Source organism: Sphingomonas sp. PP-CE-3A-406 (assembly GCF_003688625.1).
Lineage (GTDB): Bacteria > Pseudomonadota > Alphaproteobacteria > Sphingomonadales > Sphingomonadaceae > Sphingomonas.
Genome location: NZ_RCWY01000002.1, coordinates 627,771 through 654,288, shown reverse-complemented (window position 1 = coordinate 654,288; position 26,518 = coordinate 627,771). Strand labels below are relative to the sequence as shown.

The 26,518-nt window shown below is 65.6% G+C and carries 28 protein-coding genes and 1 pseudogene; 6 read left to right on the top strand and 23 right to left on the bottom strand.

Translation table 11 applies throughout. The features are described 5' to 3' along the window. Positions 1–41 precede the first annotated feature (41 nt). The 9 genes and pseudogenes from C8J44_RS09485 to rimP form a co-directional block, all read right to left on the bottom strand. Positions 42–617, bottom strand: a complete 576-nt coding sequence (locus C8J44_RS09485) for a thymidine kinase (protein ID WP_121904294.1) — start codon at positions 615–617, stop codon at positions 42–44. Continuing rightward, positions 617–1,009 (bottom strand): type II toxin-antitoxin system VapC family toxin, encoded by a 393-nt coding sequence (locus C8J44_RS09480; RefSeq protein ID WP_183128748.1) that lies wholly within the window; start codon positions 1,007–1,009, stop codon positions 617–619. Before C8J44_RS09480 ends, C8J44_RS09485 begins: the two co-directional genes overlap by 1 nt. A gap of 5 nt (positions 1,010–1,014) precedes the next feature. Then, positions 1,015–1,278, bottom strand: a complete 264-nt coding sequence (locus C8J44_RS09475) for an AbrB/MazE/SpoVT family DNA-binding domain-containing protein (RefSeq protein ID WP_121904292.1) — start codon at positions 1,276–1,278, stop codon at positions 1,015–1,017. A 31-nt stretch (positions 1,279–1,309) separates the two neighbouring features. After that, a complete protein-coding gene (rbfA, locus tag C8J44_RS09470) occupies positions 1,310–1,699 on the bottom strand; it encodes a 30S ribosome-binding factor RbfA (protein ID WP_121904291.1) in 390 nt (129 codons plus the stop codon). Positions 1,700–1,817: 118 nt separating this feature from the next. Beyond that, on the bottom strand, positions 1,818–4,667 hold the full coding sequence (gene infB / locus C8J44_RS09465) for a translation initiation factor IF-2 (protein ID WP_121904290.1): 2,850 nt from the start codon (positions 4,665–4,667) through the stop codon (positions 1,818–1,820). Beyond that, positions 4,664–5,536: a DUF448 domain-containing protein gene (locus C8J44_RS09460; protein WP_121904289.1), complete on the bottom strand. Its 873-nt coding sequence runs from the start codon at positions 5,534–5,536 to the stop codon at positions 4,664–4,666. The genes infB and C8J44_RS09460 overlap by 4 nt, the downstream gene beginning before the upstream one ends. Beyond that, positions 5,517–5,753 carry a 4-oxalocrotonate tautomerase family protein gene (locus C8J44_RS09455; protein WP_121904288.1) on the bottom strand — a complete coding sequence of 79 codons (237 nt, stop codon included), beginning with the start codon at positions 5,751–5,753 and terminating at the stop codon, positions 5,517–5,519. Before C8J44_RS09455 ends, C8J44_RS09460 begins: the two co-directional genes overlap by 20 nt. A 191-nt stretch (positions 5,754–5,944) precedes the next feature. After that, a pseudogene (gene nusA, locus C8J44_RS09450) lies at positions 5,945–7,552 on the bottom strand (transcription termination factor NusA); the annotation flags it as partial. Then, entirely contained in the window at positions 7,552–8,148 is a 597-nt protein-coding gene (rimP, locus tag C8J44_RS09445) for a ribosome maturation protein RimP (RefSeq protein WP_056065919.1), read from the bottom strand. The gene rimP and the pseudogene nusA, both read right to left, overlap by 1 nt. A 178-nt stretch (positions 8,149–8,326) precedes the next feature. Between rimP and C8J44_RS09440 the strand changes: the two genes are divergently transcribed. Further along, the gene (locus C8J44_RS09440) at positions 8,327–9,451 is read left to right on the top strand and encodes a PQQ-dependent sugar dehydrogenase (protein WP_121904287.1); all 1,125 of its coding nucleotides are present in this window, start codon (positions 8,327–8,329) and stop codon (positions 9,449–9,451) included. A 125-nt stretch (positions 9,452–9,576) separates the two neighbouring features. Here the strand turns inward: C8J44_RS09440 and C8J44_RS09435 are convergent, their stop codons facing one another. Both C8J44_RS09435 and C8J44_RS09430 read right to left on the bottom strand, forming a co-directional pair. Beyond that, complete coding sequence (locus tag C8J44_RS09435) at positions 9,577–9,978, bottom strand: PaaI family thioesterase (protein WP_121904286.1); 402 nt, start codon at positions 9,976–9,978, stop codon at positions 9,577–9,579. Beyond that, the gene (locus tag C8J44_RS09430; protein ID WP_121904285.1) at positions 9,975–10,430 is read right to left on the bottom strand and encodes a PaaI family thioesterase; all 456 of its coding nucleotides are present in this window, start codon (positions 10,428–10,430) and stop codon (positions 9,975–9,977) included. Before C8J44_RS09430 ends, C8J44_RS09435 begins: the two co-directional genes overlap by 4 nt. 94 nt (positions 10,431–10,524) lie before the next feature. On the opposite strand from C8J44_RS09430, the gene C8J44_RS09425 reads away from it, so the two are divergent. Next, positions 10,525–11,307: a crotonase/enoyl-CoA hydratase family protein gene (locus C8J44_RS09425; protein ID WP_121904284.1), complete on the top strand. Its 783-nt coding sequence runs from the start codon at positions 10,525–10,527 to the stop codon at positions 11,305–11,307. A 283-nt stretch (positions 11,308–11,590) separates the two neighbouring features. On the opposite strand, the gene C8J44_RS09420 is transcribed toward C8J44_RS09425, so the two are convergent. The 11 genes from C8J44_RS09420 to murC all read right to left on the bottom strand — a co-directional run bounded on the left by C8J44_RS09420 (position 11,591) and on the right by murC (position 18,770). Beyond that, on the bottom strand, positions 11,591–11,944 hold the full coding sequence (locus tag C8J44_RS09420) for a hypothetical protein (protein WP_121904682.1): 354 nt from the start codon (positions 11,942–11,944) through the stop codon (positions 11,591–11,593). Next, positions 11,944–12,360, bottom strand: a complete 417-nt coding sequence (locus C8J44_RS09415; RefSeq protein ID WP_259466790.1) for a hypothetical protein — start codon at positions 12,358–12,360, stop codon at positions 11,944–11,946. The genes C8J44_RS09420 and C8J44_RS09415 overlap by 1 nt, the downstream gene beginning before the upstream one ends. A gap of 37 nt (positions 12,361–12,397) precedes the next feature. Then, a complete protein-coding gene (gloB, locus tag C8J44_RS09410; protein ID WP_121904283.1) occupies positions 12,398–13,126 on the bottom strand; it encodes a hydroxyacylglutathione hydrolase in 729 nt (242 codons plus the stop codon). Positions 13,127–13,133: 7 nt separating this feature from the next. Continuing rightward, positions 13,134–13,550 (bottom strand): VOC family protein, encoded by a 417-nt coding sequence (locus tag C8J44_RS09405; RefSeq protein WP_121904282.1) that lies wholly within the window; start codon positions 13,548–13,550, stop codon positions 13,134–13,136. A 196-nt stretch (positions 13,551–13,746) separates the two neighbouring features. Then, positions 13,747–14,568 (bottom strand): hypothetical protein, encoded by an 822-nt coding sequence (locus C8J44_RS09400; protein ID WP_121904281.1) that lies wholly within the window; start codon positions 14,566–14,568, stop codon positions 13,747–13,749. Continuing rightward, the gene (locus C8J44_RS09395) at positions 14,565–15,332 is read right to left on the bottom strand and encodes an alpha/beta fold hydrolase (RefSeq protein ID WP_121904280.1); all 768 of its coding nucleotides are present in this window, start codon (positions 15,330–15,332) and stop codon (positions 14,565–14,567) included. The genes C8J44_RS09400 and C8J44_RS09395 overlap by 4 nt, the downstream gene beginning before the upstream one ends. Positions 15,333–15,352: 20 nt before the next feature. Further along, positions 15,353–16,294 carry an alpha/beta fold hydrolase gene (locus tag C8J44_RS09390; protein WP_121904279.1) on the bottom strand — a complete coding sequence of 314 codons (942 nt, stop codon included), beginning with the start codon at positions 16,292–16,294 and terminating at the stop codon, positions 15,353–15,355. Further along, positions 16,291–16,500, bottom strand: a complete 210-nt coding sequence (locus C8J44_RS09385) for a helix-turn-helix transcriptional regulator (protein ID WP_121884340.1) — start codon at positions 16,498–16,500, stop codon at positions 16,291–16,293. The genes C8J44_RS09390 and C8J44_RS09385 overlap by 4 nt, the downstream gene beginning before the upstream one ends. After that, the gene (locus tag C8J44_RS09380) at positions 16,497–16,901 is read right to left on the bottom strand and encodes a hypothetical protein (protein WP_121904278.1); all 405 of its coding nucleotides are present in this window, start codon (positions 16,899–16,901) and stop codon (positions 16,497–16,499) included. The genes C8J44_RS09385 and C8J44_RS09380 overlap by 4 nt, the downstream gene beginning before the upstream one ends. Positions 16,902–17,091: 190 nt before the next feature. After that, a complete protein-coding gene (locus C8J44_RS09375; protein WP_121904680.1) occupies positions 17,092–17,346 on the bottom strand; it encodes a DUF6356 family protein in 255 nt (84 codons plus the stop codon). Positions 17,347–17,372: 26 nt separating this feature from the next. Continuing rightward, a complete protein-coding gene (gene murC, locus C8J44_RS09370) occupies positions 17,373–18,770 on the bottom strand; it encodes a UDP-N-acetylmuramate--L-alanine ligase (RefSeq protein ID WP_121904277.1) in 1,398 nt (465 codons plus the stop codon). 52 nt (positions 18,771–18,822) lie between these two features. Here murC and C8J44_RS09365 point away from each other — a divergent pair, with 52 nt between their 5' ends. Further along, complete coding sequence (locus tag C8J44_RS09365) at positions 18,823–19,638, top strand: LD-carboxypeptidase (protein WP_121904276.1); 816 nt, start codon at positions 18,823–18,825, stop codon at positions 19,636–19,638. A gap of 156 nt (positions 19,639–19,794) precedes the next feature. On the opposite strand, the gene C8J44_RS09360 is transcribed toward C8J44_RS09365, so the two are convergent. After that, a complete protein-coding gene (locus tag C8J44_RS09360) occupies positions 19,795–20,358 on the bottom strand; it encodes a hypothetical protein (RefSeq protein WP_121904275.1) in 564 nt (187 codons plus the stop codon). 134 nt (positions 20,359–20,492) lie between these two features. Between C8J44_RS09360 and thrS the strand changes: the two genes are divergently transcribed. The 3 genes from thrS to C8J44_RS09345 all read left to right on the top strand — a co-directional run bounded on the left by thrS (position 20,493) and on the right by C8J44_RS09345 (position 26,504). Further along, entirely contained in the window at positions 20,493–22,481 is a 1,989-nt protein-coding gene (gene thrS / locus C8J44_RS09355; RefSeq protein ID WP_121904274.1) for a threonine--tRNA ligase, read from the top strand. Positions 22,482–22,602: 121 nt separating this feature from the next. After that, on the top strand, positions 22,603–23,121 hold the full coding sequence (gene infC / locus C8J44_RS09350; protein WP_056051537.1) for a translation initiation factor IF-3: 519 nt from the start codon (positions 22,603–22,605) through the stop codon (positions 23,119–23,121). Between the two features lie 464 nt (positions 23,122–23,585). Next, positions 23,586–26,504 carry a TonB-dependent receptor gene (locus C8J44_RS09345; protein WP_121904273.1) on the top strand — a complete coding sequence of 973 codons (2,919 nt, stop codon included), beginning with the start codon at positions 23,586–23,588 and terminating at the stop codon, positions 26,502–26,504. Positions 26,505–26,518 lie beyond the last annotated feature (14 nt).

Sequence of the window (26,518 nt, the reverse complement as noted above, 5' to 3'; positions counted from 1 at the left end):
GCTTCGACTTCGCTCAGCACGAACGGGCAGGGGAGTAAGGTTCAGCCCAAAGCTTCGGTAAAATGCCGCCGACACAGTGCGACATACCGATCGTTCCCACCAATTTCGGTCTGCTGCCCCTCGGCAATCGCCCGCCCGTTCCCATCGACCCGCAGGTTCATCGTAGCTTTCCGCCCACACCCGCAAACCGACTTGATCTCCACCAACGAGTCCGCCAGCGCGAGCAACCGCGCCGACCCCGGAAACAGCGCCCCCTGGAAATCAGTCCGCAAGCCATACGCCAGCACCGGAATCCCAACCACGTCGCAGATATGCGCAAGCTGATCGACCTGCGCAGACGTCAAAAACTGCGCCTCGTCCACCAGCACACATGAGATCGCGTCCGCGCCGTGCTGTCGAACCACGCAAGCCCCGATATCCGTCCCCGCATCGAACGCGATCGCCGGCGCCTCCAGCCCGATCCGCGACGTAATCGTCCCCGCCGCGAACCGATCGTCTACGCCCGCGGTAAACAGCATCGTCCGCATCCCCCGCTCGCGGTAGTTGAAGTCCGCCTGCAACAGGTTCGTCGACTTCCCCGCGTTCATCGACGCGTAGTAGAAATACAGCTTGGCCATCAGATCAGTGTCTCGATGCGAGCAGGCGGGGCGTCACCGGCTCGGCGGTTTAGTCGGCGTTCGAACGTGGCAAACCGTCCGACCTCCCGCGCCGCTGCGATATGGATATAGTCGGCCAGTTCGCCCGCCTCCGCATAGCGGGCCAGAGCCCAGCGGATATCCTGGTCGGCTTCGAACCGGATGAACGGCAAATCGCCAAAGTCTAACAGCGCTGAGCAAAGGGTGACGCGATCAAAATGATATTTAGAGCGCAGGACCCATTCTGTTTCAAGTAGAACGGTCATCCCGACGTATAAAAGCTCCCGGCTCGCCAAATCAAGGGCAAGCGCGACCTGTGCGGCGTCATCAGCTACGATCAGGCGGACGACGATATTCGTGTCGACGGCGATCACGTCGCTCAGACTTTCCAATCGCGAAACAGCGTGCCGATGTCCATTGTCATGTCCTCAATCGCGATCGTTGGACCGTCATAACGGGGAACGCGCCGTCGGAACTCCTCGTAGCTGATCGTTTTGCGCGGGGGCTCGGGTGCTTCGAGTACGATGTGATGTCCGACTTGGCGCAGTATCAGCTTTGCACCAGCCTTCAGGTTCAACGCATCCCGCACGTCCTGGGGGATGACGACCTGACCCTTCGATGAAATAGTGACTTCGTTACCCATGGCCCAAGCCTGCGCCTTACCCGGCTTACCGTCAATCTTCGGTCAGATCCCGCGCGATGTGCGGGTCACGCAGCAGCGTGTCGATGTGCGTGCCCTCGTCGAAGCTCTCGTCCGCGAGGAACTTCAGCTTCGCCGCATACCGCATCTGCACCCGGTTCGCGACTTCGCGCTGGAGGTAGGCGGTGTTGGTGCGGAGCGCCTTCAGCACCTTTTCCTCGTCCTTGCCCAGCAGGGGCTTCACGAAGACGGTGGCGTGGCGGAGGTCGGGGGACATGCGGACTTCGGTGATCGTCACGAGGTGCTTTTCGAGCACCGGATCGTGGACGTCGCCGCGTGCGAGGATGTCGGACAGCGCATGGCGCGCCTGTTCACCGACGCGCAATGAGCGGACGGCTTTTGCTTCTGGGGTATCGGTCTTCATTCTTCTAACTCCCTCGCCCCTCCGGGGAGAGGGTGGCGGTGAGGGGCGGCCACGAACGCTATTGCGCGATACGGCCCCTCACCCAACCCTCTCCCCGCAGGGGAGAGGGCTCTAGGCTTCAAAGCGTGCGTTCGCGCATCTCGACTTCGAACGTCTCGAGGACGTCGCCGGCCTTGATGTCGACGAAGTTCGACGTGAACGTCACGCCGCACTCGAGCCCCGCACGGACCTCGGCGACATCATCCTTGAAGCGACGCAGCGATGCGATTTCGCCCTGGTAGATGATGACGTCGTTGCGCGTGATACGGGCCTTGAGCGCCTTGCGGATATTGCCCTCGGTGACGAGCAGACCTGCCGCCTTGCCGTGCTTGCCCGCCGAGAAGACCTCGCGGATGTCGGCACGACCGACGACCGTCTCGAACGCTTCCGGCCCAAGCTCGCCTGCCATCCCCGCCCGGATCTCGTCGATCAGGTCGTAGATCACGTCGTAATATTTGAACGCGACCTTCTGGCGCTCGGCGATCTCGCGTGCCTTCGCGTTCGGGCGGACGTTGAAGCCGATGATCGGCGCCCCCGATGCGGCCGCCAAGGTGACGTCCGATTCGGTGATGCCACCGACGCCCGAGCTCAGCACGCGCGCCTTGATCAGGTCGGTGGAGATCTTGTTGATCGCCCCGACGATCGCTTCGACCGTGCCCTGCGTATCCGCCTTCACGACCAGCGGATATTCGATCGCCTGCTTTTCCTTCAGCGCCGAGAACATGCTCTCAAGGCTGGCAGGAACCGAGGCGGTCCGCTTGTCGGTCTTCACGCTGCGACGATATTCCGCGACTTCGCGGGCGCGTGCCTCGTTCTCGACGACCTGGAACGGGTCGCCCGCCTGCGGAACACCCGACAGACCGAGGACCTCGACCGGCATCGCCGGACCCGCTTCCTTGATCTGCTTGCCCTTGTCGTCGACCAGCGCACGGACCTTGCCGCTCTCGCCGCCGACCACGAAGATGTCGCCGACCCGCAGCGTACCGCGGTTGACGAGGATCGTCGCGACGGGCCCGCGACCCTTGTCGAGCTTGGCCTCGATCACCGTACCCTCGGCGGCGCGATCCGGATTGGCGCGCAGTTCGAGCAGTTCGGCCTGGAGCTGGATCTTCTCGATCAACGCATCGAGACCGATCTTCTTGGTCGCTGAGACTTCGACGTCCTGGACGTCGCCGCCCATGTCCTCGACCACGATCTCCTCGCTCAGCAGGCGCTCGCGCACCTTCTGGGCATTGGCGCCTTCCTTGTCGATCTTGTTGATCGCGACGATCATCGGCACGCCCGCCGCCTTGGTGTGGGCGATCGCCTCCACCGTCTGCGGCATCAGGCCGTCGTCGGCCGCCACCACCAGGATGACGATGTCGGTGACGTCCGCGCCACGCGCACGCATCTGCGTGAACGCCTCATGGCCCGGGGTGTCGAGGAAGGTGATCTTCGACTTGTCCTTCAGCGTGACCTGGTAGGCGCCGATATGCTGGGTGATGCCACCCGCTTCGCCGCGCACCACGTCGGTGCCGCGCAGGGCATCGAGCAGCGACGTCTTGCCGTGATCGACGTGACCCATGATCGTGACGACCGGGGCACGTGGCTTCAACGTCTCCTCGGCATCGTCGATCGTGTCGTTGGCCAGATCCTGGTCGACATCGCTGACGCGCGTCAGGTTGTGGCCGAACTCGGTGACGAGCAGCTCGGCGGTATCCTGGTCGATCGTCTGCGTCATCGTGACGGGCATGCCCATCTTGAACAGCGCCTTGACGAGGTCGGCACCCTTCTCGGCCATGCGGTTGGCGAGTTCCTGCACCGTGATCGCCTCGGGGACGACGACGTCGCGGATCTGCTTGGCCTGCGCCTCGCGCGGACCACCGGTGCCACGACGCTCCTTCTCACGCGCACGCTTCAGCGCGGCGAGCGAGCGAGCGCGTGCACCATCACCATCGCCGAGGGCGCGGTTGACGGTGAGCTTGCCCGAGGTGCGACGATCGTCACCCTTGCGGTCACGCTGCTGCGGACGTGCCGGCACTGCGTCGCGACGAACGCCACCAGCCGGAGCATTGACACCGGTCGCACCGGGGCGAGCCGCGGTCGTGCCGGCATTCGCAGCCGTGGTCGGTGCTGCGGTAGCGGGTGCTGCGACAGGCTTCGGCGGCGGCGGCGGACGCTCGGGACGCGCCACCGGCGAGAACCGGCGTGGTGCCGGGAACGCCGGATCGCGGGTCAGTTCGATGACGGGCGGCGGTGCCGGCGGTGCGACAGGAGCTGGCGCAGGCTTGGGGGCCGGCGCAGGAGCAGCCACTACCGGCGCAGGCTTCGGTGCAGGCGCAGGAGCCGCGGCAACCGGTGCCGGGGCAGGCGCCGCAGCAACGGGGGCTTCGACCGGCGCAGGCGCTGGCGTCGGAGCCGCGACCGGAGCGGGAGCCGCTTCGACCACAGGGGCCGGTGCGGGCGCAGGAGCCTCGACGGGCTTCGGCGCCTTGGCTTCAGCCTCGGCACGCGCACGATCGGCGACGCGATTACGCTCGTCTTCGATCGCCTTGGCGCGCTCGGCTTCCTGGCGACGACGCCCTTCTTCCAGCGTGTTCATGCGCTGCTCTTCGGCTTCGCGGAGCAGCTTGGCCTGGCGCTCCTGCGGCGACAGATTGCTCTGCTGCTGACGCACGGGGGCCGGCGCAGGCTGCGGTGCGCGCGCCTGCGGTGCCGGGGCTGCGGGAGCAGCCGCCGGGGCGGGCGCGGCAACCGGTGCGGCATCCGCGACCTGCACGTCGGGCTCGCCCGGACGGCGCAGGACGCGCGCGCGCTTGGTTTCCACGATCACCGTATTCGATCGGCCGTGGCTGAAGCTCTGCTTCACCTGGCCGGTCTCGACCGTGCGCTTCACACCCAAAGGTGCGCGCATGCCAAGTTTCGGCTTCTCGTTGTCCGTGTCGCTCACTCAAATTCCTCAGTCATGTCCACGGCCGGGCGTGTTCCGGTCGATCCGGACGCCTGTTGTATCGGTGGCGCCCCATTTTGTGGTGACGCCGATGCGCCCTGCGAGGCCGTTTCGCAAGACACGGAAGAAGGTTCGGGGCCGATAAAATGCAGCCAACGGTCGAGCGCTTCGCTCACCCGCTTTGCTGCAGCGCGGTCGGTCAGGCCAATGTGTACCACATTTTCCCGCCCCAGCGCCAACGCCAATATGGTGCGTGACACAGGGAGTGCCAACCCCCGCAAACCCGAGCCCTCGACATCGTTGCCGATGCGCCACGCCTGATCGAGCTTGCGGTTGCCGTCCTCGGCCGCGTCGGACGCGTGATACAGCGCCTTCAGCTTCCCTTGCCGCGCGTTCTGCTCGATCCGGTCGGAGCCGATCAGCACTGTCCCCGAGCGCGATTCGAGCCCGAGCCGGTCGAGCGCGTTACGCTCCAGCGCGGATTCGATCTTGGCGGGAAGCTCGGGATCGATGGTGAACTCGCCGGTCTTGAAAGCGCGGGACAGAGCGCCCTTGAGCTTGCCCTTCTTGATCGCGGCTTCGAGCTCGACTCGCGTGACACCGATCCACGCGCCGCGGCCTGGAGCCTTGGCGCGCACGTCGGGAAGGATTTGCCCATCTGGGGACAACGCGAGTCGCACCAGATGCGGCCTGACGTCGCGTTCCCCGGAGAGGATGCACTTGCGAACGGGATCATTCCCCTCCCGCTCGCGGGAGGGGGCAGGGGAGGGGCTATCCGCAGGGGCAGCAGCCGTGACTGCCCTCCCCCGACCCCTCCCGCGAGCGGGAGGGGAGTTTAGCGGCGCAGTGTCATCGGGAGGGTTCCGCATGTGCGTCCTCCTGCGCTGGCGTCCTCGGAGCGTCGCGGTCGACCAGCAACTGGCCGCCCGCGCCGTAATTCTCGGTCGAGACCTCTTCGATCACGATCTGCACCGCAGCCGGGTTCTTTCCCAGCCGCTGCACGAGCGACTGGGTGACGTCGGCGACGATGCCGGACTTCTGGTCCTTGGTGGCGGACCCCGAGATGCGGATGCTGACGAAGGGCATCAGGCCTTGTCGCCCTCGCTCTTCGTGTCGGTCTTGTCCGCCGCGTCTTCAACCGAAGCGTCCTCGACCGAAGCGTCGTCCGCCGAAGCGTCCTCAGCCACGGCTTCGTCGGCCGTCGTCTCTTCAGTCGCAGCGTCCTCGACCACGGCGTCATCGGCCGAAGCCTCTTCCACTGGAGTCTCGTCCGCCACATCAGCATCTACTTCGTCAGCCGAAGCCTCCGGAGCCTCGTCCTCGAACCAGTGCGCGCGAGCGGCCATGATGATCTCGTTGCCCTGCTCGTCGCTCAAACCATACTCGGCGAGAATCCCGCCCTTGGGCTCGGGACGCTTCGGCGCGTCTTCGTTGCGACGGCGTGGCTCGACGCGCTTCTTCTCGACCAGTTCGTCGGTCGCGAGATCGGCGAGGTCGTCGAGCGTCTTGATGCCCGCCTTGCCGAGCGTGACCAGCATCGCTTCGTTGAGATACGGCATACCGGCCAGTGCATCCTCGACGCCGAGGGCGGTACGCTCCTCGCGGCTCGCAGCGTCACGACGCTCCAGAGCCTCGGTCGCGCGGTTCTGCAACTCGCCCGCCAGGTCCTCGTCGAAGCCCTCGATGCCGGCGATCTCCTCGACCTCGACATACGCGACCTCTTCGAGGTTCGTGAACCCTTCGGCAACCAGCAGCTGCGCCAGCGTCTCGTCGACGTCGAGCTCCTTCTCGAACATCGCCGAACGCTCGACGAAGTCCTTCTGGCGCTTCTCCGACGCATCGGCCTCGGTGAGGATGTCGATCGCCTTGCCAGTCAGCTGCGACGCAAGACGCACGTTCTGGCCGCGACGGCCGATCGCCAGCGACAGTTGGTCGTCGGGAACGACCACCTCGATGCGCTCCTCTTCCTCGTCGATCACGACGCGCGACACAGAGGCCGGCTGCAACGCGTTGACGACGAAGGTCGCGATGTCGGGCGACCAGGGGATGATGTCGATCTTCTCGCCCTGCATTTCCTGCACGACGGCCTGGACGCGCGAGCCCTTCATGCCGACGCACGCGCCGACCGGATCGATGCTCGAATCATGCGAGATGACGCCGATCTTCGCACGCGAACCGGGATCGCGGGCCGCGGCCTTGATCTCGATGATGCCGTCGTAGATCTCGGGCACTTCCTGCGCGAACAGCTTTTTCATGAAGTCGGGGTGCGCGCGGCTGAGGAAGATCTGCGGCCCACGGTTCTCGCGGCGGACGTTGAGGATCAGCGAGCGGATGCGGTCGTTGACGCGCACCACTTCGCGCGGGATCTGCGCGTCGCGGCGGATCACGCCCTCGGCGCGGCCCAGGTCGACGACGACATGGCCGAACTCGACGCGCTTGACGACGCCGGTGATGATCTCGCCCGCGCGGTCCTTATACTCTTCGAACTGGCGCTCGCGCTCGGCGTCGCGGACCTTCTGGAAGATGACCTGCTTGGCGGCCTGTGCGGCGATGCGGCCGAACTCGATCGGGGGCAAAGGATCGACGATGAAGTCGCCCAGTGCCGCGTCCTTCTGGAGCTTCTGCGCGCCCTTGACGTCGACCTGCTTGAAATAATCGTCGACCGCCTCGACCACTTCGACGACGCGCCACAAGCGGAGATCGCCGGTGTTCGGATCGAGCTTCGCGCGGATGTCGTTCTCAGCGCCGTAGCGCGAGCGGGCGGCGCGCTGGATCGCGTCCTCCATCGCCTCGATCACGATCGCCTTGTCGATCATCTTCTCCGACGCGACCGAATTCGCGATCGCGATCAGTTCCGCGCGGTTTGCGGTGACTGCCGTGGCCATCAATGCTGTCCTTCTTCGGTGTCGGCCTCGTGAGCATCGGGCTCATCGGTGGGCGTATCTTGATAGAAAACCTCGTCCGCGCCTTCGGTTGAAAGCGGCGCGGTCGCGGCGATGAGTCGGTCGGTCATGACGAGCTTGGCGTCGGCGACCTGCGAAAAGTCGATCGTCATGAGCTTGTGCTTGTTGACGTCGACGGTGATCTTCGTCCCCTCGACGCCCATCAGATTGCCCGAGATCTGTTTCCGGTCCTCGAACGGCTCGACGAGGCGGATGCGTGCCTCCTGGCCTTCCCAGTCTGCGAAATCCTGCAATCGCGTCAGCGGACGATCGATACCGGGGCTCGATACCTCGAGACGATACGCGTCCTCGCCGACCGGGTCCTTGCCCTCGGCCTCGAGCGCATCGAACTTGTCGGAGATGCGGCGCGACAGCTCGGCGCAATCCTCGATCACCAGCTGGCGGGTGTCGGGGCGCTCGGCCATCACCTGCAACGTCGGATCGGACTTGCCGCCCTGCATGCGCACGCGCACGAGGCTGAGGCCGAGCGCGGTCGCCTCGGGTTCGATCAGGTCGGTCAGCAGGGCGATATTCGCCATCGAAATTCCAAACAGGGCCAAAGCACAGGTGATTGCCGCCGCGGAGCAAGCCCCGCAGCCTCTTCACCTGGCGATGTAGAGAAGTGGTGCCTCTATACGCGGGGTGGCGCTGCTCCGCAAGCGGGAGCAACCTTCGTTTAGTACGCTGCGTTTGCATACAGATTTCCGGGAGAAGATCATGATTCGCAAAACGCTGTTCGCCACTGGGTTGCTGACAACCACGCTGCTCGCCTCGACCGCCTGTTCCGCGCAACCGGCAGCGGCGGGCAAGCCGTTCAAGGAGACGATAGTCGCCGACTTCGATTCGCCTTGGGCGATGACGTTCCTTCCCGACAAGCGCATGCTGGTGACCGAGAAGAAGGGGGAGATGCTGCTGGTCTCCGCCGACGGCAAGTCGCGCCAGACGGTCGCGACGCTCACCGTCGATTCGGCCGGGCAGGGCGGCCTGATGGACGTCGTCCTCGCGCCCGATTTCGCGACCAGCCAGCGCGTGTATTTCAGCTATTCGACCGCAGGCGAGGGCGGCAAGGGCGTCGTCTTGGCGCGCGGTCGCCTGCGTCCGAACGGCGGCGGCGGCGAGCGTCTCGGCGAGATCGAGGCGCTGTTCAGCGCGCGGCCGTTCGTCGAGGGCAACGGCCATTACTCCGGCCGCATCGCGTTCTCGCCCGACGGTAAATACCTGTTCTTCACCAACGGCGAGCGGCAGAAGTTCACCCCCGCACAGGACCCGAAGATGACGCTCGGCAAGGTGTTGCGCCTCACGCTCGACGGCAAGCCCGCCCCCGGCAACCCGCTCGTCGCAAAGGGTTTCGCGCCCGAAATCTGGAGCTACGGCCACCGCAACCTGTTGGGGATCGCGTTCGACAAGCAGGGCAATCTCTGGGAGCAGGAGATGGGCCCCAAGGGCGGCGACGAGGTCAACCTCATCAAGCCCGGCCTCAACTATGGCTGGCCCAACGCCTCGAACGGTAGCAACTACGATGGCTCGGATATCCCCGATCACAAGCCCGGCGATGGCTACGAGCCTCCCATGGTGTTCTGGAACCCGGTGATCTCGCCCGGCGGCCTGATGATCTATTCGGGCAGCATGTTCCCGCAGTGGAAGGGCGACGCGTTCATCGGTGGATTGTCCTCGAAGTCGCTGGTCCGCGTCCACCTCACCGGTACCAACGCCGCCAAGGGCGACCAATGGGACATGGGGGCAAGAATCCGCGAAGTCGAACAAGGCCCCGACGGCGCGATCTGGCTCCTGGAAGACGGCGGCGACTCACAAGGCCGCCTGATCAAACTGACCGCGAAATAACCTAAATTCCCCTCCCGCTTGCGGGAGGGGTCAGGGGAGGGCGCGACGTACGTACTGGCGTCCGGTCTGTGAGGCATGCCCCTCCCCCGACCCCTCCCGCAAAGCGGAAGGGGAGCAGAAGCGGATCAGTCGCGCACGATCAGGTAGTTCATCCGTGCGGCGGCAATCGGCTTCTCCCGCTCGTCCTGCCAAGCGGTCGCCTCGACATTAGCCACCCGCGTCCCCAACCGGGTCACCACGCCCGCCGCCCGCGTCGGCTTGTCCCGGCCACCCCGCATGAAATCGACGGTAACGTTAACCGGCTTGATCCGGGCTTCGGAGCCAGTGGCACCCTCAGCCTCCAACGCATGCTGCAACGCCGCGATCGCCGCCATCTCCAGCAACCCCGAGATAGCACCCCCATGCAGGAACCCCGGCCGCCCCAGCACATCGTCCGCAAACGGCATCAGCAACACGGGTGGCGCGCCGTCCTCGGCTTCGACCGACACCCGCAGGATCTCCGCATAGGGCGGCAGGCCGATCGTCATGCCTCGATCCTTCTGTTGAGACCCATGCCGGCGACGTCGCCCACCACCATGAACGTCCCCGCGACATGCGCCAGTGGATCGCCCGGGTCGCCGTCATGCGCCTGCCCACGCACGAACGCGATCGAGCGCGTGATCCGATAGCACTCCCCGCGCCCGATCACGGTCTTGCCCGGTGTCGCCGGTCGCAGGTAATCGACGCGCAGGTCGAGCGTCGCATGCGGCACGAACGCGTTGCGCTTGATCCAGATCGCCAGACTCGTCGCCATGTCCATCATCGTGATGATCGGCCCCGACGCGATCACGCCGCTAGCCGGATCGCCGATCAGCCGCTCGTCATAGGGCAGCGCAAGCTCCGCCCAGTCGTCGCCATGCGCGTGATAGCGCATCCCCAGCGCGGCGCCGTGCCCGCCGAACCCGCGCGTCGCAAACCATTGTGGATCAAAACCAGCCATGCGCGAGCCTCTACACGCCGCGTGCGCGTGCGCAACATTGCGGGGGAGGGCAGGGGCGTTTAGCGTTGATGCAAAGATCGAGAGGATCGCCACTATGAACGACCGGGTCACCATCACCGTCACGGACGGCATCGCCGACGTCCGCCTTGCGCGCGCCGACAAGATGAACGCGATCGACCCCGCGATGTTCGAGGGCATCGCCGCCGCGATCGACCGGCTCAAGGGGATGGCCGAAGTCCGCTGCGTCGTCCTGTCGGGCGAGGGCAAGGCGTTCTGCGCCGGGCTAGACATGGCATCGATGGCGAATGGCGGGTCGGGTCTGACGCTCGGCGAGCGGACGGCGGAGGGTGCGAACCTTCCCCAGCAGGTCGCGTGGGGCTGGCGCACCTTGCCGATGCCGGTGATCGCCGCGGTCCACGGCGTCGCGTTCGGCGGCGGCTTCCAGATCATGTCCGGCGCCGACATCCGCATCGCCCACCCGCAAGCCCGCTTCGCGATCCGTGAGGCGTATTGGGGCCTGGTCCCGGACATGGCCGGCATCGCGCTCTGGCGTACGCTCGCCCGCGACGACGTACTCCGCGAACTCACCTACACCGCCCGCGAGTTCGATGGCGCGGAAGCGCTGCGGCACGGCTTCGTCACGCGGCTGTCCGAAGACCCGCTGGGCGAGGCGATGATGCTCGCCCGCGAGATCGCGGCAAGGAACCCCCACGCGATCCGCGGATCGAAGGCACTCTACAACCTCGCGGCGGATGCAAATGCGGTGGCGGTGCTGCACGCGGAAACCGAAGAGCAGTTGAAGGTCATCCGCACGCCGAACCAAGTCGAGCAGGTCCGCGCGAACATGGAGAAGCGCGCGGCGGTGTTCGAGGACTGAACCCTCCCGTCATCCTCACGGATCCGTCATCCTGACGAAAGTCAGGACCCAGAGTACCACGCACCGTCCTCAGTAACCCTGGGTCCTGACTTTCGTCAGGATGACGAGCGAAGGGCGACGTTTGGCCTCACTTCTACCACCCCGGCGCAGGCCGGGGCCCAATTGGAAAGGTCGATGTAACGGAGCGCGGTGCTCAGTCAGCACCGTCCCCCCAATTGGGCCCCGGCCTCCGCCGGGGTGGTGCGACAAGTTGGAGGGCGGCACATTGAGGCGGAACGAGCCCCTACTTGGCCTTGTCATACGGCGTGAAGTCCCGAAACCGGCAATAGCCCGACGGGATCGACATACCCACCGACACCGTCCGAAACCGGTCGTTCCGACACAACTGCCCGCCATAAACGTCCACAATCAGCGTATCGAACGGCCGCAGCGAAGGACATTCTCCAACCGGCCCGGTCTTCCAGACCCGCTTGCCCGATTGCCGATACAGGATCGTCTGCGAATCGACGATCTCCGGGCCGTTGAACTGCTGAAGATCGATGCACCGCACCGGCGCCCCCGCAATGCGCCCCTCAAGCGGGTCCGATCGGCCGGCGATAAGAGGCAGCGCCAACGCCGCGAGGAGCAGCGCGCGCATCATGGCTTCCGATACGGCACGAAGTCGCCGAAGCTGCAACTCCCGGTCGGAAAGCGCGACGTCTGGTCAAGCGTCTGCGCGATATCGCCGCGGCACAGCTGTCCGCTCGGCGTCCGGGTCACCAGGATATCGCCGCGCGCGATCCCCTCGCAGCCACCCACGGTATCGCTGCGATACACCAGCCCGCTGTTGACCCGGTACAGGATCGTCGCGCCGAAGCCCGAACTCTGCTTCTGCGGGAACTGGCTGATACACGTCTCGGGCTTGCCCGGCACCAGCCCAGCGAGTTCCTTCGCCAGCTTTTCCTGCACGCCCGCCTCGCGCACCTGCGCGCGCTCGACCTCCGCCTGGGTCTGCGTACATGCACCCAACAGGAGTGCCGGCAAAATCAACAGTGGCAGGGTTCGCATACGCATCGCAACGCTCCTCAAAATCCCCGCCACCCTCATGCGCCTATGATCCGCGAAACGCATCCTTCGCCGCACGATAGCGGGCAAGCTGCTCGACCGACGTCGCCCGCAGGAACGGGTTGGTCGCCCGCTCGCGCCCGATCGTCGTCGGCACGGTCGGCTCACCCTTCGCGCGCGCCGCATCGACCTCGGCCATCCGCGCGACGATGTCCGCATTGTCCGGCTCGGCAACCAGCGCATAGCGCCCGTTGCTCTGCGTATATTCATGCCCGCAGAACACCTCGGTCTCGTCCGAAAGCGTCGCGTATCGCTGCATGTTCGCGAACATGTCGGCCGGCGTCCCCTCGAACAGCCGCCCACACCCCATCGCGAACAGCGTGTCACCGGTGAAGATCGCCGCGTCGTCGGCAAAGTGGAACGCGATATGCCCCTGCGTATGCCCCGGCACCGTCATCACGGTCGCCTCGTGCGCACCAAGACGGACGACATCGCCTTCGCCGACCTGCTCGTCGAGCGTCGGGATCCTGTCCGCCTCCGCCGCCGGGCCGACGATCGTCGCGCCATACGCCTTCATCTCGGCATTCCCGCCGGTATGATCGGGATGCCAGTGCGTCGTCCACACCCGGTCGATCCGCCAGTCGCGCTTCTTCGCGGCGGCGATCACCGGCCCCGCCTCACCCGGATCGACCACCACCGTCTCGCCCGAGACGGTGTCGTGGATCAGCCAGGCGTAATTGTCGGCCAGCACCGGCACGCGGACGATATCGAGCATCAGCGTCTTACCACTTGCCGGTGTTCGGCATCGACGCCCAAGGCTCGGCGGGATCGAGCGGACCATCGGCCTGCAACAGCTCGATCGAGATGTTGTCCGGCGTCCGCACGAACGCCATGTGGCCGTCGCGCGGCGGTCGGTTGATCGTCACGCCCGAGTCCATCAGCCGCTGGCAGGTGTCGTAGATATTGTCGACGCGGTAGGCGAGGTGACCAAAGTTGCGACCCTCGCCATACTCCTCGGGATCCCAATTGTGCGTCAGCTCGACCTCGGCGCTCTCGTCGCCGGGCGCCGACAGGAAGATCAGCGTGAAGCGACCCTTCTCGTTCTCCATGCGGCGGACCTCCTTCAGGCCCAGCGTCTCGAAGAACGCGATCGTCTTCGCCGGGTCGCTCACGCGGATCATCGTGTGGAGATATTTCATGCTTGCTCCGAGGGTTGTTCGAGGCAGCAGATAGGGACGGGGGCAGGGGCGTGAAAGGGCCGCAACCGACGGAGCGCGGAAAGCCACCACCCCGGCGAAGGCCGGGGCCCAGGTGGGGACGTTGCCAATTAAGGGCGGTGCTTCGTCACAACCACCTCTCCAAATGGGCCCCGGCCTCCGCCGGGGTGGTGGCGTGCTAGCGTCCGATCGGCGTGCTGGGACGAGGCGCGCTGCTTCCGGTGTCGAACTGCCGCAAAGCCGTAACCGCACTCCGCCCCACCGGCGTATCCGGCGCCAGCCGCGCCGCCTGTCCCCATGCTTCTCGGGCCGCGGTCTCGTCGCCGGCCAGCGCCGCGATATTCCCTGCCTCCAACTGCACCGAAGCATCGTCCGCCGAGCGCTTCAGCGCCTCGCCGATATCATTCTTCGCGCGCGCCGGATTCCCCTCGCGCCGCGCCAGCGTCGCCGACAACAGCCACGCGAGCGGATCGTCCGCGGCATTGGTTAGCGCCAAGTCGATATCGGTCCGCGCCGACTCCAGATCGCCCGTCGCCACCAGCGCGCGCGCATGATCGAGTTGCGCCTCGCCCAGCGGCAAGCCAGTCAGCGTCCCCGCCGTAAGCGCCGAGTCGAGCGCCACACGCGCCTTGGCCGGGTCGGCCGCCGCCAGCCACGCATTTCCCGCCTGCGCCCAATAGGTCGCCGCGCCGGCATTTTTTGCGAGCTGCGCCGCCCGCGCGGCCTCCTCGAACTCGCCCGCCGCCGCCGGCCACGCCCTTTCCGCCGCAAACGCGAGCCCGGCACATTCGCGCGCGGCAAAGCGCCCGCCCGCGATCCGCCACCGCGCCGCCTCGGCCCGCGCCGCCGCCGGATCGGTCTGGACGAGCGCGATACATCGCTGCAACCGGTCGGCCCGGATGTCGAGCGGCCCGGCCTGCGCCGGTGCCAAGCCGGAGGTCTGGCCAGTGGCTTGGCCAGCGGTCTGAGCGGCGGCGAGAGCGAGCAAAACTAAGATCATAGCGCGGCGATCACATCCTCGACCGCCCGGATGATGAGGGAGATGTCGCTGTCGCGCGACAGGCGGTGGTCGCCGTCCTTGACCAGCCATGTCTGCACATCGGCTGAACGCAACAGCTCGGCGAGGCGCGCGGTGCGGTGCCACGGCACGTCCGGATCGCGCTGGCCCTGGACCAGCCGCACCGGGCCGTCGAACGCGATCTCGCCGAACATCAGCCGGTTCGCCTCGCCCGACGACCAGAACGCGCGGGTATAGACCGTCGGTTCGGGGCCGTAGGGGTTCTTGCGCTCGAGCCTCCCGTTGCTGAGCAGCGTCATCTTCTCGTCGGTGGTGAAACCCCAGTCGGTGAAGTCGGGTGCCGGAGCGATCCCGACCAACCCCTTGACCAGGTCGGGGCGAAGCTTGGCCACCATCAGCATCAGCCACCCGCCCAGCGACGATCCGACCAGGATCGCGGAGCCCTCGGCGAGTGCGTCGATCATCGCCAGTACGTCGTCGCGCCAGTCGACCAGCGTCTGCTCCTCGAACGCCCCCTCGCTCTGCCCGCACCCGCCATAATCGAACCGCAGGAACGCGCGCCCCTCGGACTTCGCCCACGCCTCCAGCGTCACCGCCTTGGTCCCCATCATGTCCGACGCATAGCCCGACAGGAACACCAGAGTCGGACCCGTTCCAGGCGTGTGATGATAGGCGAGGCGAGGGCGCTCCTTGACGGGGGCCTTGACGGTGGGCGTCGGTTCAGGCGGCGTGGCGATGTCGGTCATGCCGACACCTTAGCCGCCCCTCAGTCGCGGAGAAAGGCGTCGAGTGCAGCCTGGAACGCGGCAGGCTGATCAAGCATCACGAAGTGCGCCGCATCGCCGATATCGACGAAGGTTACGCGCGGTGCAGTGGCATAGGCCTTCCGATAGAGTGCGTCGGCAACCGGCTTGGTCGGTCCCACCGCGTTCCACGGATAGACCAGGGTGATCGGCGCGGCGATCGACGCCATAGCGGGACGCAGGTCGGTCGTCAGGTCCTCGTACATCGCCTGCGCTGCGACGCGCGCATCCGCGTTCGCCGCCCAGCCGGCGACCGCCGTGCGAGAGGCGGGCTTCAGTGCCATGCGCTCGGCAAGCGCCGCGTTCGCCGCCGGGTTGGCCGGCTTCCCGTACGCGGCCGCCATGCCCGCGCGCATCGCCTTCGCCTGCGGTTCGAGCGCCGCCACGGTCGCACCAGGCGCGAAGATCTCGCCGATATACGGCAGCGAATCGACGATCATCAGCTTGCCGACGTCTTCCGGATGCGCCTTGGCCAGCATCAGCGCGACTAGGCCGCCCATCGAATGCCCGACGATCGCGGGCTTGCCGAGCTTCGACCCAGTGATCGACGTGGCAATCAGCGTGTGCAGGTCGGCGACGATCCCGTCGAGGACGCCCGGCGACAGGTTCGCGCGCGGATCGTCGCCGCCGAAGCCGTTGACCTGCACCACATACACTCGGTGCGACTTGGCGAGCGTGGGAACGACGCCCGCCCATACCGCGCGCGGCGACGATAGCCCGGGAACGAGGATCACCGGCGTGCCCCTGCCGATGGTCTGCACCGAGATATGCGGCATCTGCGTCGCGCCCGCTTCGACCTTTGGCGCGGCGGCGGGGACAGACTGCGCGTCGCTTGCGACGGGATGCAGGACGATCATCAGCGTAACCGCGGTGGCGGCAAGGCGGCATTTGAGGTGCGAGGTCATGTCACGGGCTCCTTCGACGGGCTGGTGAAGATATCCTCGATCGCCAGCCCGAACAGTTCGGCGATCTTGAACGCGAGCGGCAAAGACGGATCGTAGCGTCCCGTCTCGATCGCGTTGACGCTCTGCCGCGAGACTTCGAGGCGCTCGGCGAGGTCGCCCTGGCTCCAGTCCCGTTCGGCGCGCAGCACCTTGAGACGGTTTTTCACGCGGGGCGCCGCATTGCCACGATATTATACCCCCAGCCGATCCACAGCCCGGCGAACCATAGCACCGCCGCGTAATAGGACACGATGTGCGGCACCAATCCGAAGCCCTCGAGAAAGCCCCACGCGGTCATGACGCTGACCATGAACCCACTGGCGATCAGCGACTGACGGATCATCAGCATGCGCAGATACTCGTCGGTTTCCTCGACCATATATTGGCCAAGCGCAACGAAAGTGCCGATCAGCGGCACCGCGGGCAGCAACGCTGCGACATAGGCGATCGGACCATGCAGCGCCCCGCGCCAGAACAGCGCGACGATCGCGACCAGCAGCACCGCGTAGACAAGGCCGAGCGGCAGGATGCGGCGATAATAACGGCGGATCGCCGGGTTCATGAGCATGGCACGCGTCCTTATCGAATCGGTAAAGGAAGCTTGTCATCCACCCTTGAGCATGTCAACCACGCTTTCCGTTAAGGATGGGTAGCTTGTCACTGGACGCGGTTGTCCAGCCCACGCAGACGCGTTCTAGGTGTGACTTTATCGCAACCTTTGGCCGTGCGCCTGTGCGCGCGGCACCTGTCTCACCGCGTCAGATGATGAATTCGACCGTCTTCATCTGCGCCTGATCGGCGGCCACCAGGCCGCGCTTCTCGACCATCTGCCGGTGCAGTTCGGCGACCGTGTCGCTCCCGCGCGTCTTGCACCACGCGGGCACGAACGCGTGGACCAGCGCACCGAGACCGCCCTTGATCATCGTCATGCCGAACCGCCCGGCGACGCCGAAATGCTCGGTGTAACTCTCGCCGACGGTGTCGGGGTGGTCGAGGAACAGGCGGCGGAACATCATTGGTCTCCTAAGCGGTGAGCGTATCACCGCGCGGCCAAGGCGTCGACCATGCCGCTGGCGAGCACGCTCAGCGTGTCGTCACGCGCGCCCATCACGACGATCCGGTCACCTGGGCGCGCTTCCGCGACCAGCGCCGCGGCGGCCTCGGCACGGTCCGCGATGTGCCGGGCATCGCGGCCACCTTCCACGATCTGCGCGACGATGTCGGCACTCGTGACCTCTCGTGCGACCGTCCCGCCATAATAGGCCGGGTCGGGGAGCACGAGGATATCGTCCTCCGCCATCCGCTCGACGAAGGTGGCGACGAGCTCGCGGCCCATCACCTTTAGCGGGCCATAGCCGTGCGGCTGGAAGAACAGCAGCAAGCGACCGGGGAAGGCGTGAAGCGTGTCGAGTGTGGCGGCGATCTTGTCGGGGTTGTGCCCGAAATCGTCGATCACCGAGACCCCGCCGGCCTCTCCAACGAGGTCGAAGCGGCGGCGCAGGCCAGTGAACCCCGCAATCGCCTTCACCGCATCCGCCAGCGACACATCCGCCGCCATCGCCGCCCCGATCGCAGCAAGCGCGTTCGACACGTTATGCCGCCCCGGTACCGCCAGCTTCACCGGCGTCCGTACGCCGCGCGACACGAGATCGAAGCGGATCGCAAACGGCTCGGGCTTGAGGTTCTCGGCACGCAGGTCGGCCGACGCGTCGATCGCGAACGTCGTCACCTGCCCCCGCGGCAGGCGCGAAGCCAGCGCAGCGGCGTCCGGATCGTTGGCATTCACCACCGCCGTCTCGGCCTTCGCGACGAAGTCCCCGAACAGCACGCGCAGTTCCTCGAGCGACTTGTGGTCGAGGCTGACGTTGTTGAGCACCGCGATCTTCGGCGCATAGCCCGCGATCGAGCCGTCGCTCTCGTCGACTTCGCTGACGAACGCGTCGCCCTCTCCAACCAGCGCACTCACGAACGGCGCCTCGGGGGTGGCGAAGTTCTTCATCACCGCGCCGTTCATCACCGTCGGATCGCGCCCGACGGCATGCAGGATCCAGCCAATCATCCCGGTAACGGTCGACTTGCCGCTCGTCCCCGCAACGCCGATCGGTAGCCGGCTGTCGTTGAACAGCGACGACAGCATCGCCGCGCGGGTCGAGCGCGTGCAGCCCAACGCGTCCGCGGCGATCATGTCCGGCACGGTCGCCTCGATCGCCGCGGAGGCAATGACGAGCTGGTCGGCCGTGACGATCCCGCTGCCGTCCTGCGGGAACAGCGCGACGCCCTTCGTCGCGAGGTCGTCGAACTTGGCGGGAACGCGGCCCTGGTCGAGGTTGCGGTCCGAACCCGCGACGGTCGCGCCGCGGCCAGCGAGGATCATTGCGAGCGGCATCATGCCGCTGCCGCCGATGCCGACAAAGAAACAGGGTTTGCTGATATCCATCGGCCCGCGATATGGGCGGTTTGGTAACGGAGCAAGGTCGGGAACACGAACAATGCGCATCGGTGTCCTCGCCGCGTCGAGCCGGACCAATCCCGCGGCGATCGCCAAGATCACCGCGTATGCGGCTAGCGCGTTCCCCGAGGTCGAGCTTGTCTTCCACCCGCAGTGCCTGGAGACCGACGGCCATTTCGCCGGTTCCGACTTTCGGCGGGCAGGGGCGTTCCTTGAGTACGCCAACGATCCGGCATTCGATGCGCTTTGGTTTTTGCGCGGTGGCTATGGCGCGAACCGGATCCTCGCGATGGTGATGCCCGAGCTCGGCCGTGCGGCGCGGCACAAGATTTATCTCGGCTATTCCGACGTCGGCTTCCTGCTCGGAGCGCTGTACGCACGGCGGATCGGGCGCCCGGTGCACGGGCCGATGGTCAGCGACATCAACCGGCATGATGGCGAGGCGACGGTCGCACGGTCGCTAGGCTGGATGGTGCGCGGCGATCGGGCAGGGCTGGAGCCGGGGCTCGACGGGCGGCCGTCGGCCGCATTCAACCTCAGCATCCTGACCTCGGTGATCGGCACGCCGTGGCTGCCTGATCTCACGGATCACGTGCTGATCGTCGAGGAAGTGTCGGAGCCGCTGTACGCGATCGACCGCATGCTGTTCAAAGTCGCCAACGCCACGCAGTTGAAGGGGATTGCGGGGCTGCGGCTGGGTGCGGTGACGGCGGTGCAGGAGAATGATCCGCCCTGGGGGGAGACGCTCGACTACATGATGGTGAGATGGTCGCGCGACATGGGCGTGCCGTATCTCGGCCGGGCGGAGATCGGGCATACGCAGGCGAACCATGTCGTGCCGTTCGGGGTGGTCTGAGCGGGGCCTCACATCTCAAAATTGCTAGCGTCACCCCGACGGAGGCCGGGGCCCAGTTGGAAAGGTGGGAGTAACGGAGTGCAATCCTCCGTTAGCGACGTTCTCCCAATTGGGCCCCGGCCTTCGCCGGGGTGGTAGTTGCGGTACGATCACCTGCTATTGTGCTGCAGTCGGATCGACCACCTGCATTCCGCCGAACCGCACCTTGGGCTGCCCCGCCATCGCGTAGCTCTCCGCGGCCTGCTCCACCGCCCAGGCGCGCAGATTCGCCACCACTTCCACCCGCTGCAACCGCTCCCGCTCCCGCATGAACACCACCAGATCCTCGCGCCGGTTGCAGTCGCGCGTGTCAGCGGTCGCGCACGGTGAATACAGGATCGCCAGCGCCACGATCTTCCCCGCAGGATCGAGCACCGCCGCGCCTTTCTCCGGACAGCTATGCGCGCGACACGCGGTGAAGCGGTACAGTTCCCCGATCCGCGTCGGTTCGTCGGGTGGCCCGTGCAGCACCTCGATCTGCTGATCCGCGACATCGCCGTTCGCATAAAGATAAGACGCCTTGCGCTTGCCGATGAACCGACGGACTGCCGCGGTGAACGCTGGCGCCGTGATCAACTGGTTCGTATCGCGGCACGCCGCCAACCTCGTCGGCGCGCATGTCGCAGCAGGGCCCGCAGCAGGCGCGGCAGCGGCGGACAGCATCATAAGCAGACCCAGCATCGCACTCTCCCAATACGCCCAGGCACTCTCCAATCCGGCGCATGTCCGTCTGGAGTAGCCCTGTGCGCGTATCACCTTATATACACGCCGTGCGCGGATCGGTCCGCGCACGTCATCCCGAGAGAAAGTCTCCCATGTCTGCAATGTTCCGAATCACGCTGCCCGACGGTTCCGTCCGCGAGGTTGCGCCCGGGACTACCCCCGCGGATGTCGCCGCGGCGATCGGCCCGGGCCTCGCCAAGGCCGCGCTCGCCGCGCGTATCGACGGGCAGGTGCGAGACATCAACCGGCCGTTCGAGGGCGATACCGCACTCGCGCTGGTGACCGCACGCGACGAGGCGGATGCGCTCGAACTCGTCCGCCACGATCTCGCGCACGTGATGGCCGAAGCGGTGCAGCACCTCTTTCCCGGAACGCAGATCACCTTCGGTCCTGCCACCGACGACGGCTTCTACTACGACTTCGCGCCGAAGGATCGCCCGTTCACCGACGAGGACCTGCCCGCGATCGAAGCCGAGATGCGTGCGATCATCGCCCGGAACGAGCCGTTCCTGCGCGAGGTCTGGTCGCGCCAGCAGCTGATCGACCGCTGGACGCAGCAGGGCGAGAGCTTCAAGGCCGAATGGGCCGCCGAACTCCCCGAGGGCGAGGAACTGACGATCTACCGCCAGGGCGAGTGGCTCGACATGTGCCGCGGGCCGCACATGGCCTCGACCGGGAAGCTCGACCCCGCCGCGTTCAAGCTGACGCGCGTGAGCGGGGCCTATTGGCGTGGCGACCAGAAGAACGCGATGCTCAGCCGCATCTACGGCACCGGCTGGCTTAATAAGAAACAGCTCGACGCGCATCTGTTGCGGATCGAGGAAGCGGCCAAGCGCGACCACCGTCGCATCGCGCAGGAAATGGACCTGTTCCATCTCCAGTCCGAAGCGCAGGGCTCGGTGTTCTGGCATCCCAAGGGCTGGGTGATGTGGCGGCAGCTCGAGGCGTATATGCGCCGCAAGCTCGACGCCGCGGGCTATGCCGAGATCAAGACGCCGCAGTTGATGGATGCCAAGCTGTGGGAGGCGTCGGGCCATTGGGGCAAGTTCCGCGAGAACATGTTCGTGGTGCCCGACGAGGTGCCTGGGATCGATCCGAACGCCCCGGTGCTGACCGGCAAGGGCGATCTGATGGCGCTGAAGCCGATGAACTGCCCCGCACACGTCCAGGTCTTCCGCCAGGGGATCAAGTCGTACCGCGACCTGCCGCTGCGGCTTGCCGAGTTCGGCTGCTGCCACCGCAACGAGCCGCACGGCGCGCTGCACGGCATCATGCGCGTCCGCCAGTTCACGCAGGACGACGCGCATATCTTCTGCACGCCCGAGCAGATCGTCGCCGAGACGCGCGCGTTCTGCGAACTGCTCGACGCGGTGTACCGCGACCTGGGTTTCGCCGATTACATGGTGAAGCTCGCGTTGCGTCCCGACAATCGCGCCGGCGACGACGCGCTGTGGGACCGCGCCGAGGGTGATCTGCGTGAGGCATTGACGCTCGCCGGGCTGATGGAGGATCGCTTCCAGTTCGAGGAGCTGCCGGGTGAGGGGGCGTTCTACGGTCCGAAGCTCGAATTCCACCTGACCGACGCGATCGGCCGGACGTGGCAGTGCGGGACGTTGCAGCTCGATTACGTGCTGCCCGAACGACTCGACGCGTCGTATGTCGGCGCGGACGGCGAGCGGCATCGCCCGGTCATGCTTCACCGCGCGATCCTCGGCACGTTCGAGCGCTTCCTCGGCATCCTGATCGAGCATCATGCCGGTCGCTTCCCGCTCTGGCTCGCGCCGGTGCAGGCGGTCGTCGCGACGATCGTGTCGGACGCCGACGACTACGCGCTAGAGGTCGCGGCGAAGCTGAAGGCAGCAGGAATCCGCGTCGAAACCGATCTCCGCAACGAGAAGATCAACTACAAGGTGCGCGAGCACAGCCTCGCGAAGGTGCCGAACCTGCTGGTCGTCGGCAAGCGCGAGGCCGAGGAGGGCAAGGTCGCGCTGCGCACGCTCGGCAGCCAGGCCCAAACCATCCTAACGCTCGACGAGGCGATCGCGCGTCTTGCGGTCGAGGCACGCGCACCCGATATGTGATCCAACGGGGCCGGCTATTCGCCATCTGTTCGGGCGCGCGTTTCTGCGCTATAGACCGGCCCAAATATTGTCTGAAACTTCAGGAGCAACCCCCATACGTCCTCCCACGATACGCCGGCCGATGCAGACGCCCGCAATGAACGGCCCGCGATTCAACGAATTCATCCAGAGCCAGAAGGTCCGCGTGATCGATCACGAGGGCGAGAATCTGGGCGTGATGTACACGCGCGAAGCGATCGAGCAGGCAGCCGAGCATGGCCTCGACCTGGTCGAAGTGTCGCCCAACGCCGATCCGCCCGTCGCCAAGTTCCTCGATGTCGGCAAGTTCAAGTACGAGGCGCAGAAGAAGGCCAACCTCGCACGCAAGTCGCAGAAGACGCAGGAGATCAAGGAGATCAAGATGCGTCCGAACATCGATGACCATGACTACGACACGAAGATGAAGAAGGTGAACGACTTCATCGGCGAGGGCGACAAGGTCAAGATCACGCTGCGGTTCCGCGGTCGCGAACTCAGCCACGGCCAGCTCGGCATGAACCTGTTGAAGCGCGTCCAGGACGACGTCGCGGAGATCGCCAAGATCGAGGCGTATCCCCGCATGGAAGGTCGCCAGATGCTGATGGTGCTCGCACCGAAGTAACTGCGCGGCGGCTTCTTGCCGCGACGAGGTGAGCTATGAAAGGCTGGTTGGTCCCGACGGACTGGCCGGCCTTTTTCTTGTCTGCAATTCTTCCGGGCGCGCATCGGTCAGGCGACCGGAGCGTCCAGCTGGTCGCCGTCGCGGCGATCCGCAGGACCGGCGTCACTGCCGCAAAGATGTCTCGCTGCCAGACATATCGTGCGCTGCCTGTCACATGCGGCTGGCTTGAGCCGGTACGTTGGTCTGCTCCGAGGTCGCGGTAACGGCATGTAACGCCGCCAGACAAAACGTTGCAATTTGAAACTAGGGTTTGGCCGCTGCCGCGGTGTGGCGGTTTGGAGACACGATCTTCGAAAATCTATTTCCGTATGCGGAAAATTACTAGACGCGCAGGGCGTAATCTCTCTACCAATGCTCCAAACCATAAGTTCGAAAACATTCGAACACATCAGGAGAGAGTGCCGATGCGTATGATCGCATATCTGTTGTCCGCTGCTGCGACTGCAGCCATTGTAACACCGGCACTCGCGCAGCAGGCGACCTCGACCGTCGAGGCGAAGGCCACGCCATCGCAGGGAACGGCGAACGCATCGGTCGCCGGCCAGACCAACCCGGCAACGGATGCCGACACGACGCGTGCGGCCAGCGCGGCAGCCGACGCCGACGCCGGCGTCAACGCGAGCGACATCGTGATTACCGCGACCCGCCGCTCCGAGCGGCTGTCGAACGTGCCGATCGCGGTCTCGGCGGTCGGTCAGGAGGCGCTCCAGAATTCGGGCGGCAGCGACATCCGTTCGCTCAACCAGCTTGCCCCGTCGTTGCTCATCTCGTCGACCGGTAACGAGTCGAACGCGTCCGCGCGTATTCGCGGAATCGGTACGGTGGGCGACAATCCCGGCCTCGAAAGCTCGGTCGCGGTCTTCATCGACGGCGTCTATCGCAGCCGCACCGGCGTCGGTCTCAACGAATTGGGCGAGATCGACCGCGTCGAGGTTCTGCGCGGCCCGCAAGGTACGCTGTTCGGTCGCAACGCCTCGGCGGGTCTCATCAACATCATAACCCGCTCGCCCGAGTTCGACTGGCACGGCAACGCCGAGGCGACCTATGGCAATTACGATCAGAAGCGCCTCGCCGGTGGCATCACCGGGCCGCTGATCGCCGACAAGCTCGCCTTCCGCGTGGACGGCGTCTTCGTGAAGCGCGACGGTTTCTACAAGAACGTCACGGCGGCGAATGGCAGCGAAAGCCGCGTCAACGACCGCGATCGCTATTTCGTCCGTGGGCAGTTGCTGTTCAAGCCAACCGAGACCTTGAGCTTCCGCCTGATCGGCGACTATTCGCACCGCAAGGAAAGCTGCTGCGGCGCGGTCTATTACAACCAGGTCGAAACGACCGATCCTACGCCGAACGCAGCCGGCGTCGCGCCATTCTTCGGAACTGTCAACACCGACGGCGCGGTGGTCAACAACGCCACCAACCGCATCGTCGATATCCTGCGTCGCCAGGGCGCGGCATTCCCGCTGGCCGGCAATAGGCCCGATCCGTTCAACCGCGATGTCGCGATCACGCCGGGTCAGACGTTCCGGAATACGACCAAGGATTATGGCGGTTCGTTGCAGGCCGATTGGGATCTCGGCGGCGCCACGCTGACGTCGATCACGTCGTATCGCCAGTACAAGTCGGGCAATGCCGGCGATGTCGATTATACCAACGTCGACCTCACGCACCGCGCGGGCGACGGCAACGCGTACCGCCAGTTCAAGACCTTCACGCAGGAAGCGCGCCTGCAAGGCTCGCTGTTCAACGACAAGCTCGACTGGCTGGTCGGCGGCTTCTACTCGAGCGAGAAGCTGAAGCTGGTCGATAACGTCGTCTTCGGCGCGCAATACGGGCAATTCGCTGCCTGCCGCCTCGTCGCGACGGTCAGCCCGGTTGCCGCGCTCCAGAACCAGAACAATCCGGGCTGCATGAGCGCCGCTGGACGCGCAACGATTGGCGGCGCCTTTGGTCCAGCAGGTGGCCTGATCACGTCGGCACTCGATCGTCTGACCGGCGGTCCGGGCCTTGGCGGCGGCGTCAACAACGTCGGCGACTCGGGCTCGATCTATCGTCAGAAGAGCGAAAACTATGCGTTCTTCACGCACAATATCCTGCATCTGACCGACACGTTGTCGCTGACCGGTGGTCTGCGCTACACGCACGAGACAAAGAAGTTCAATGCCAAGTTCAACAACAACAACACCGTCTGCCCGATCCAGCAGGCGGCACTCGCGCCGCTGACGCTGACGCAGAGCGGCGCTACGGGGTTCGCGCAGGGCATCGTCACGCTGACCTGCACGGGTAATTCCAGCCCCGCGCTGAACGCCTTGAACCTCAACGACAGTTTCGGCGACGGTGAATTCACCGGCACCGCGGTCCTGTCGTGGAAGCCGTTCACCAAGCTGCTGACCTATGCGTCGTATGCGAAAGGCTACAAGGCGGGTGGTTACAATCTCGATCGGTCGGATCTTGGCGGCGTCAACGGTGTGCTGACACCGCGGACCAACGCCGATGCACCCGGCCTGCGTTTCAACGCCGAGAAGGTGAACAATTACGAGATCGGCGCGAAGTTCAACACGCGCGGCTTCACCTTCAATGTCGCCGCGTTCCGTGAAGAGTTCACCGATTTCCAGCTCAACACCTTCAACGGCTCGATCTTCGTCGTTCAGAACATCGAGGCGTGTAAGGACAATCTCAACGGGCTCGACAGGGACAACGGCTTCAACCCGGTTACTGGCGCGCAGACCGGGACGTGCCCGACCAACCGCTCGAAGAAGCCTGGCGTGATCTCGCAGGGCGTCGAACTGGAAGCGACGATGTCGCCGATCAAGCAGGTCACGTTCACCGCGGGCTACACCTATGCCGACACGCATTTCCGCAAGAACCTGATCGGCAGCTCGACGACCGGCGAGGCGCTCGACCGCGCGCTCTTCCTGCTGCCGGGCAGCCAATTGTCGAACGCGCCAAAGAACGTCGTCACCACGTCGTTTGCGTGGACTCCGGATATCGGTGCTAACGGCATGTCGGGCCTGTTCTACGTCGATAGCCGCCTGTCATCCGACTATAATACGGGATCGGACTTGGCCCCGGAGAAGAAGCAGGACGGCTTCGCGGTGGTGAACGCGCGCGTCGGTCTGCGCGGCAAGGATCAGGTCTGGGCGCTCGAGTTCTGGGCGCAGAACGTGTTCAACAAGAACTACATCCAGGTGGCGTTCAACACGCCGTTCCAGGGTGCAGGATCTTCGGCCAACGTTGCAGCCTATGGCGGCACCGGCAACGCGCTCTACTCGGCATTCCTCGCCGAGCCACGCACCTACGGCCTGACGCTGCGCTCGCGCTTCTGATCGGGAGAAACGCA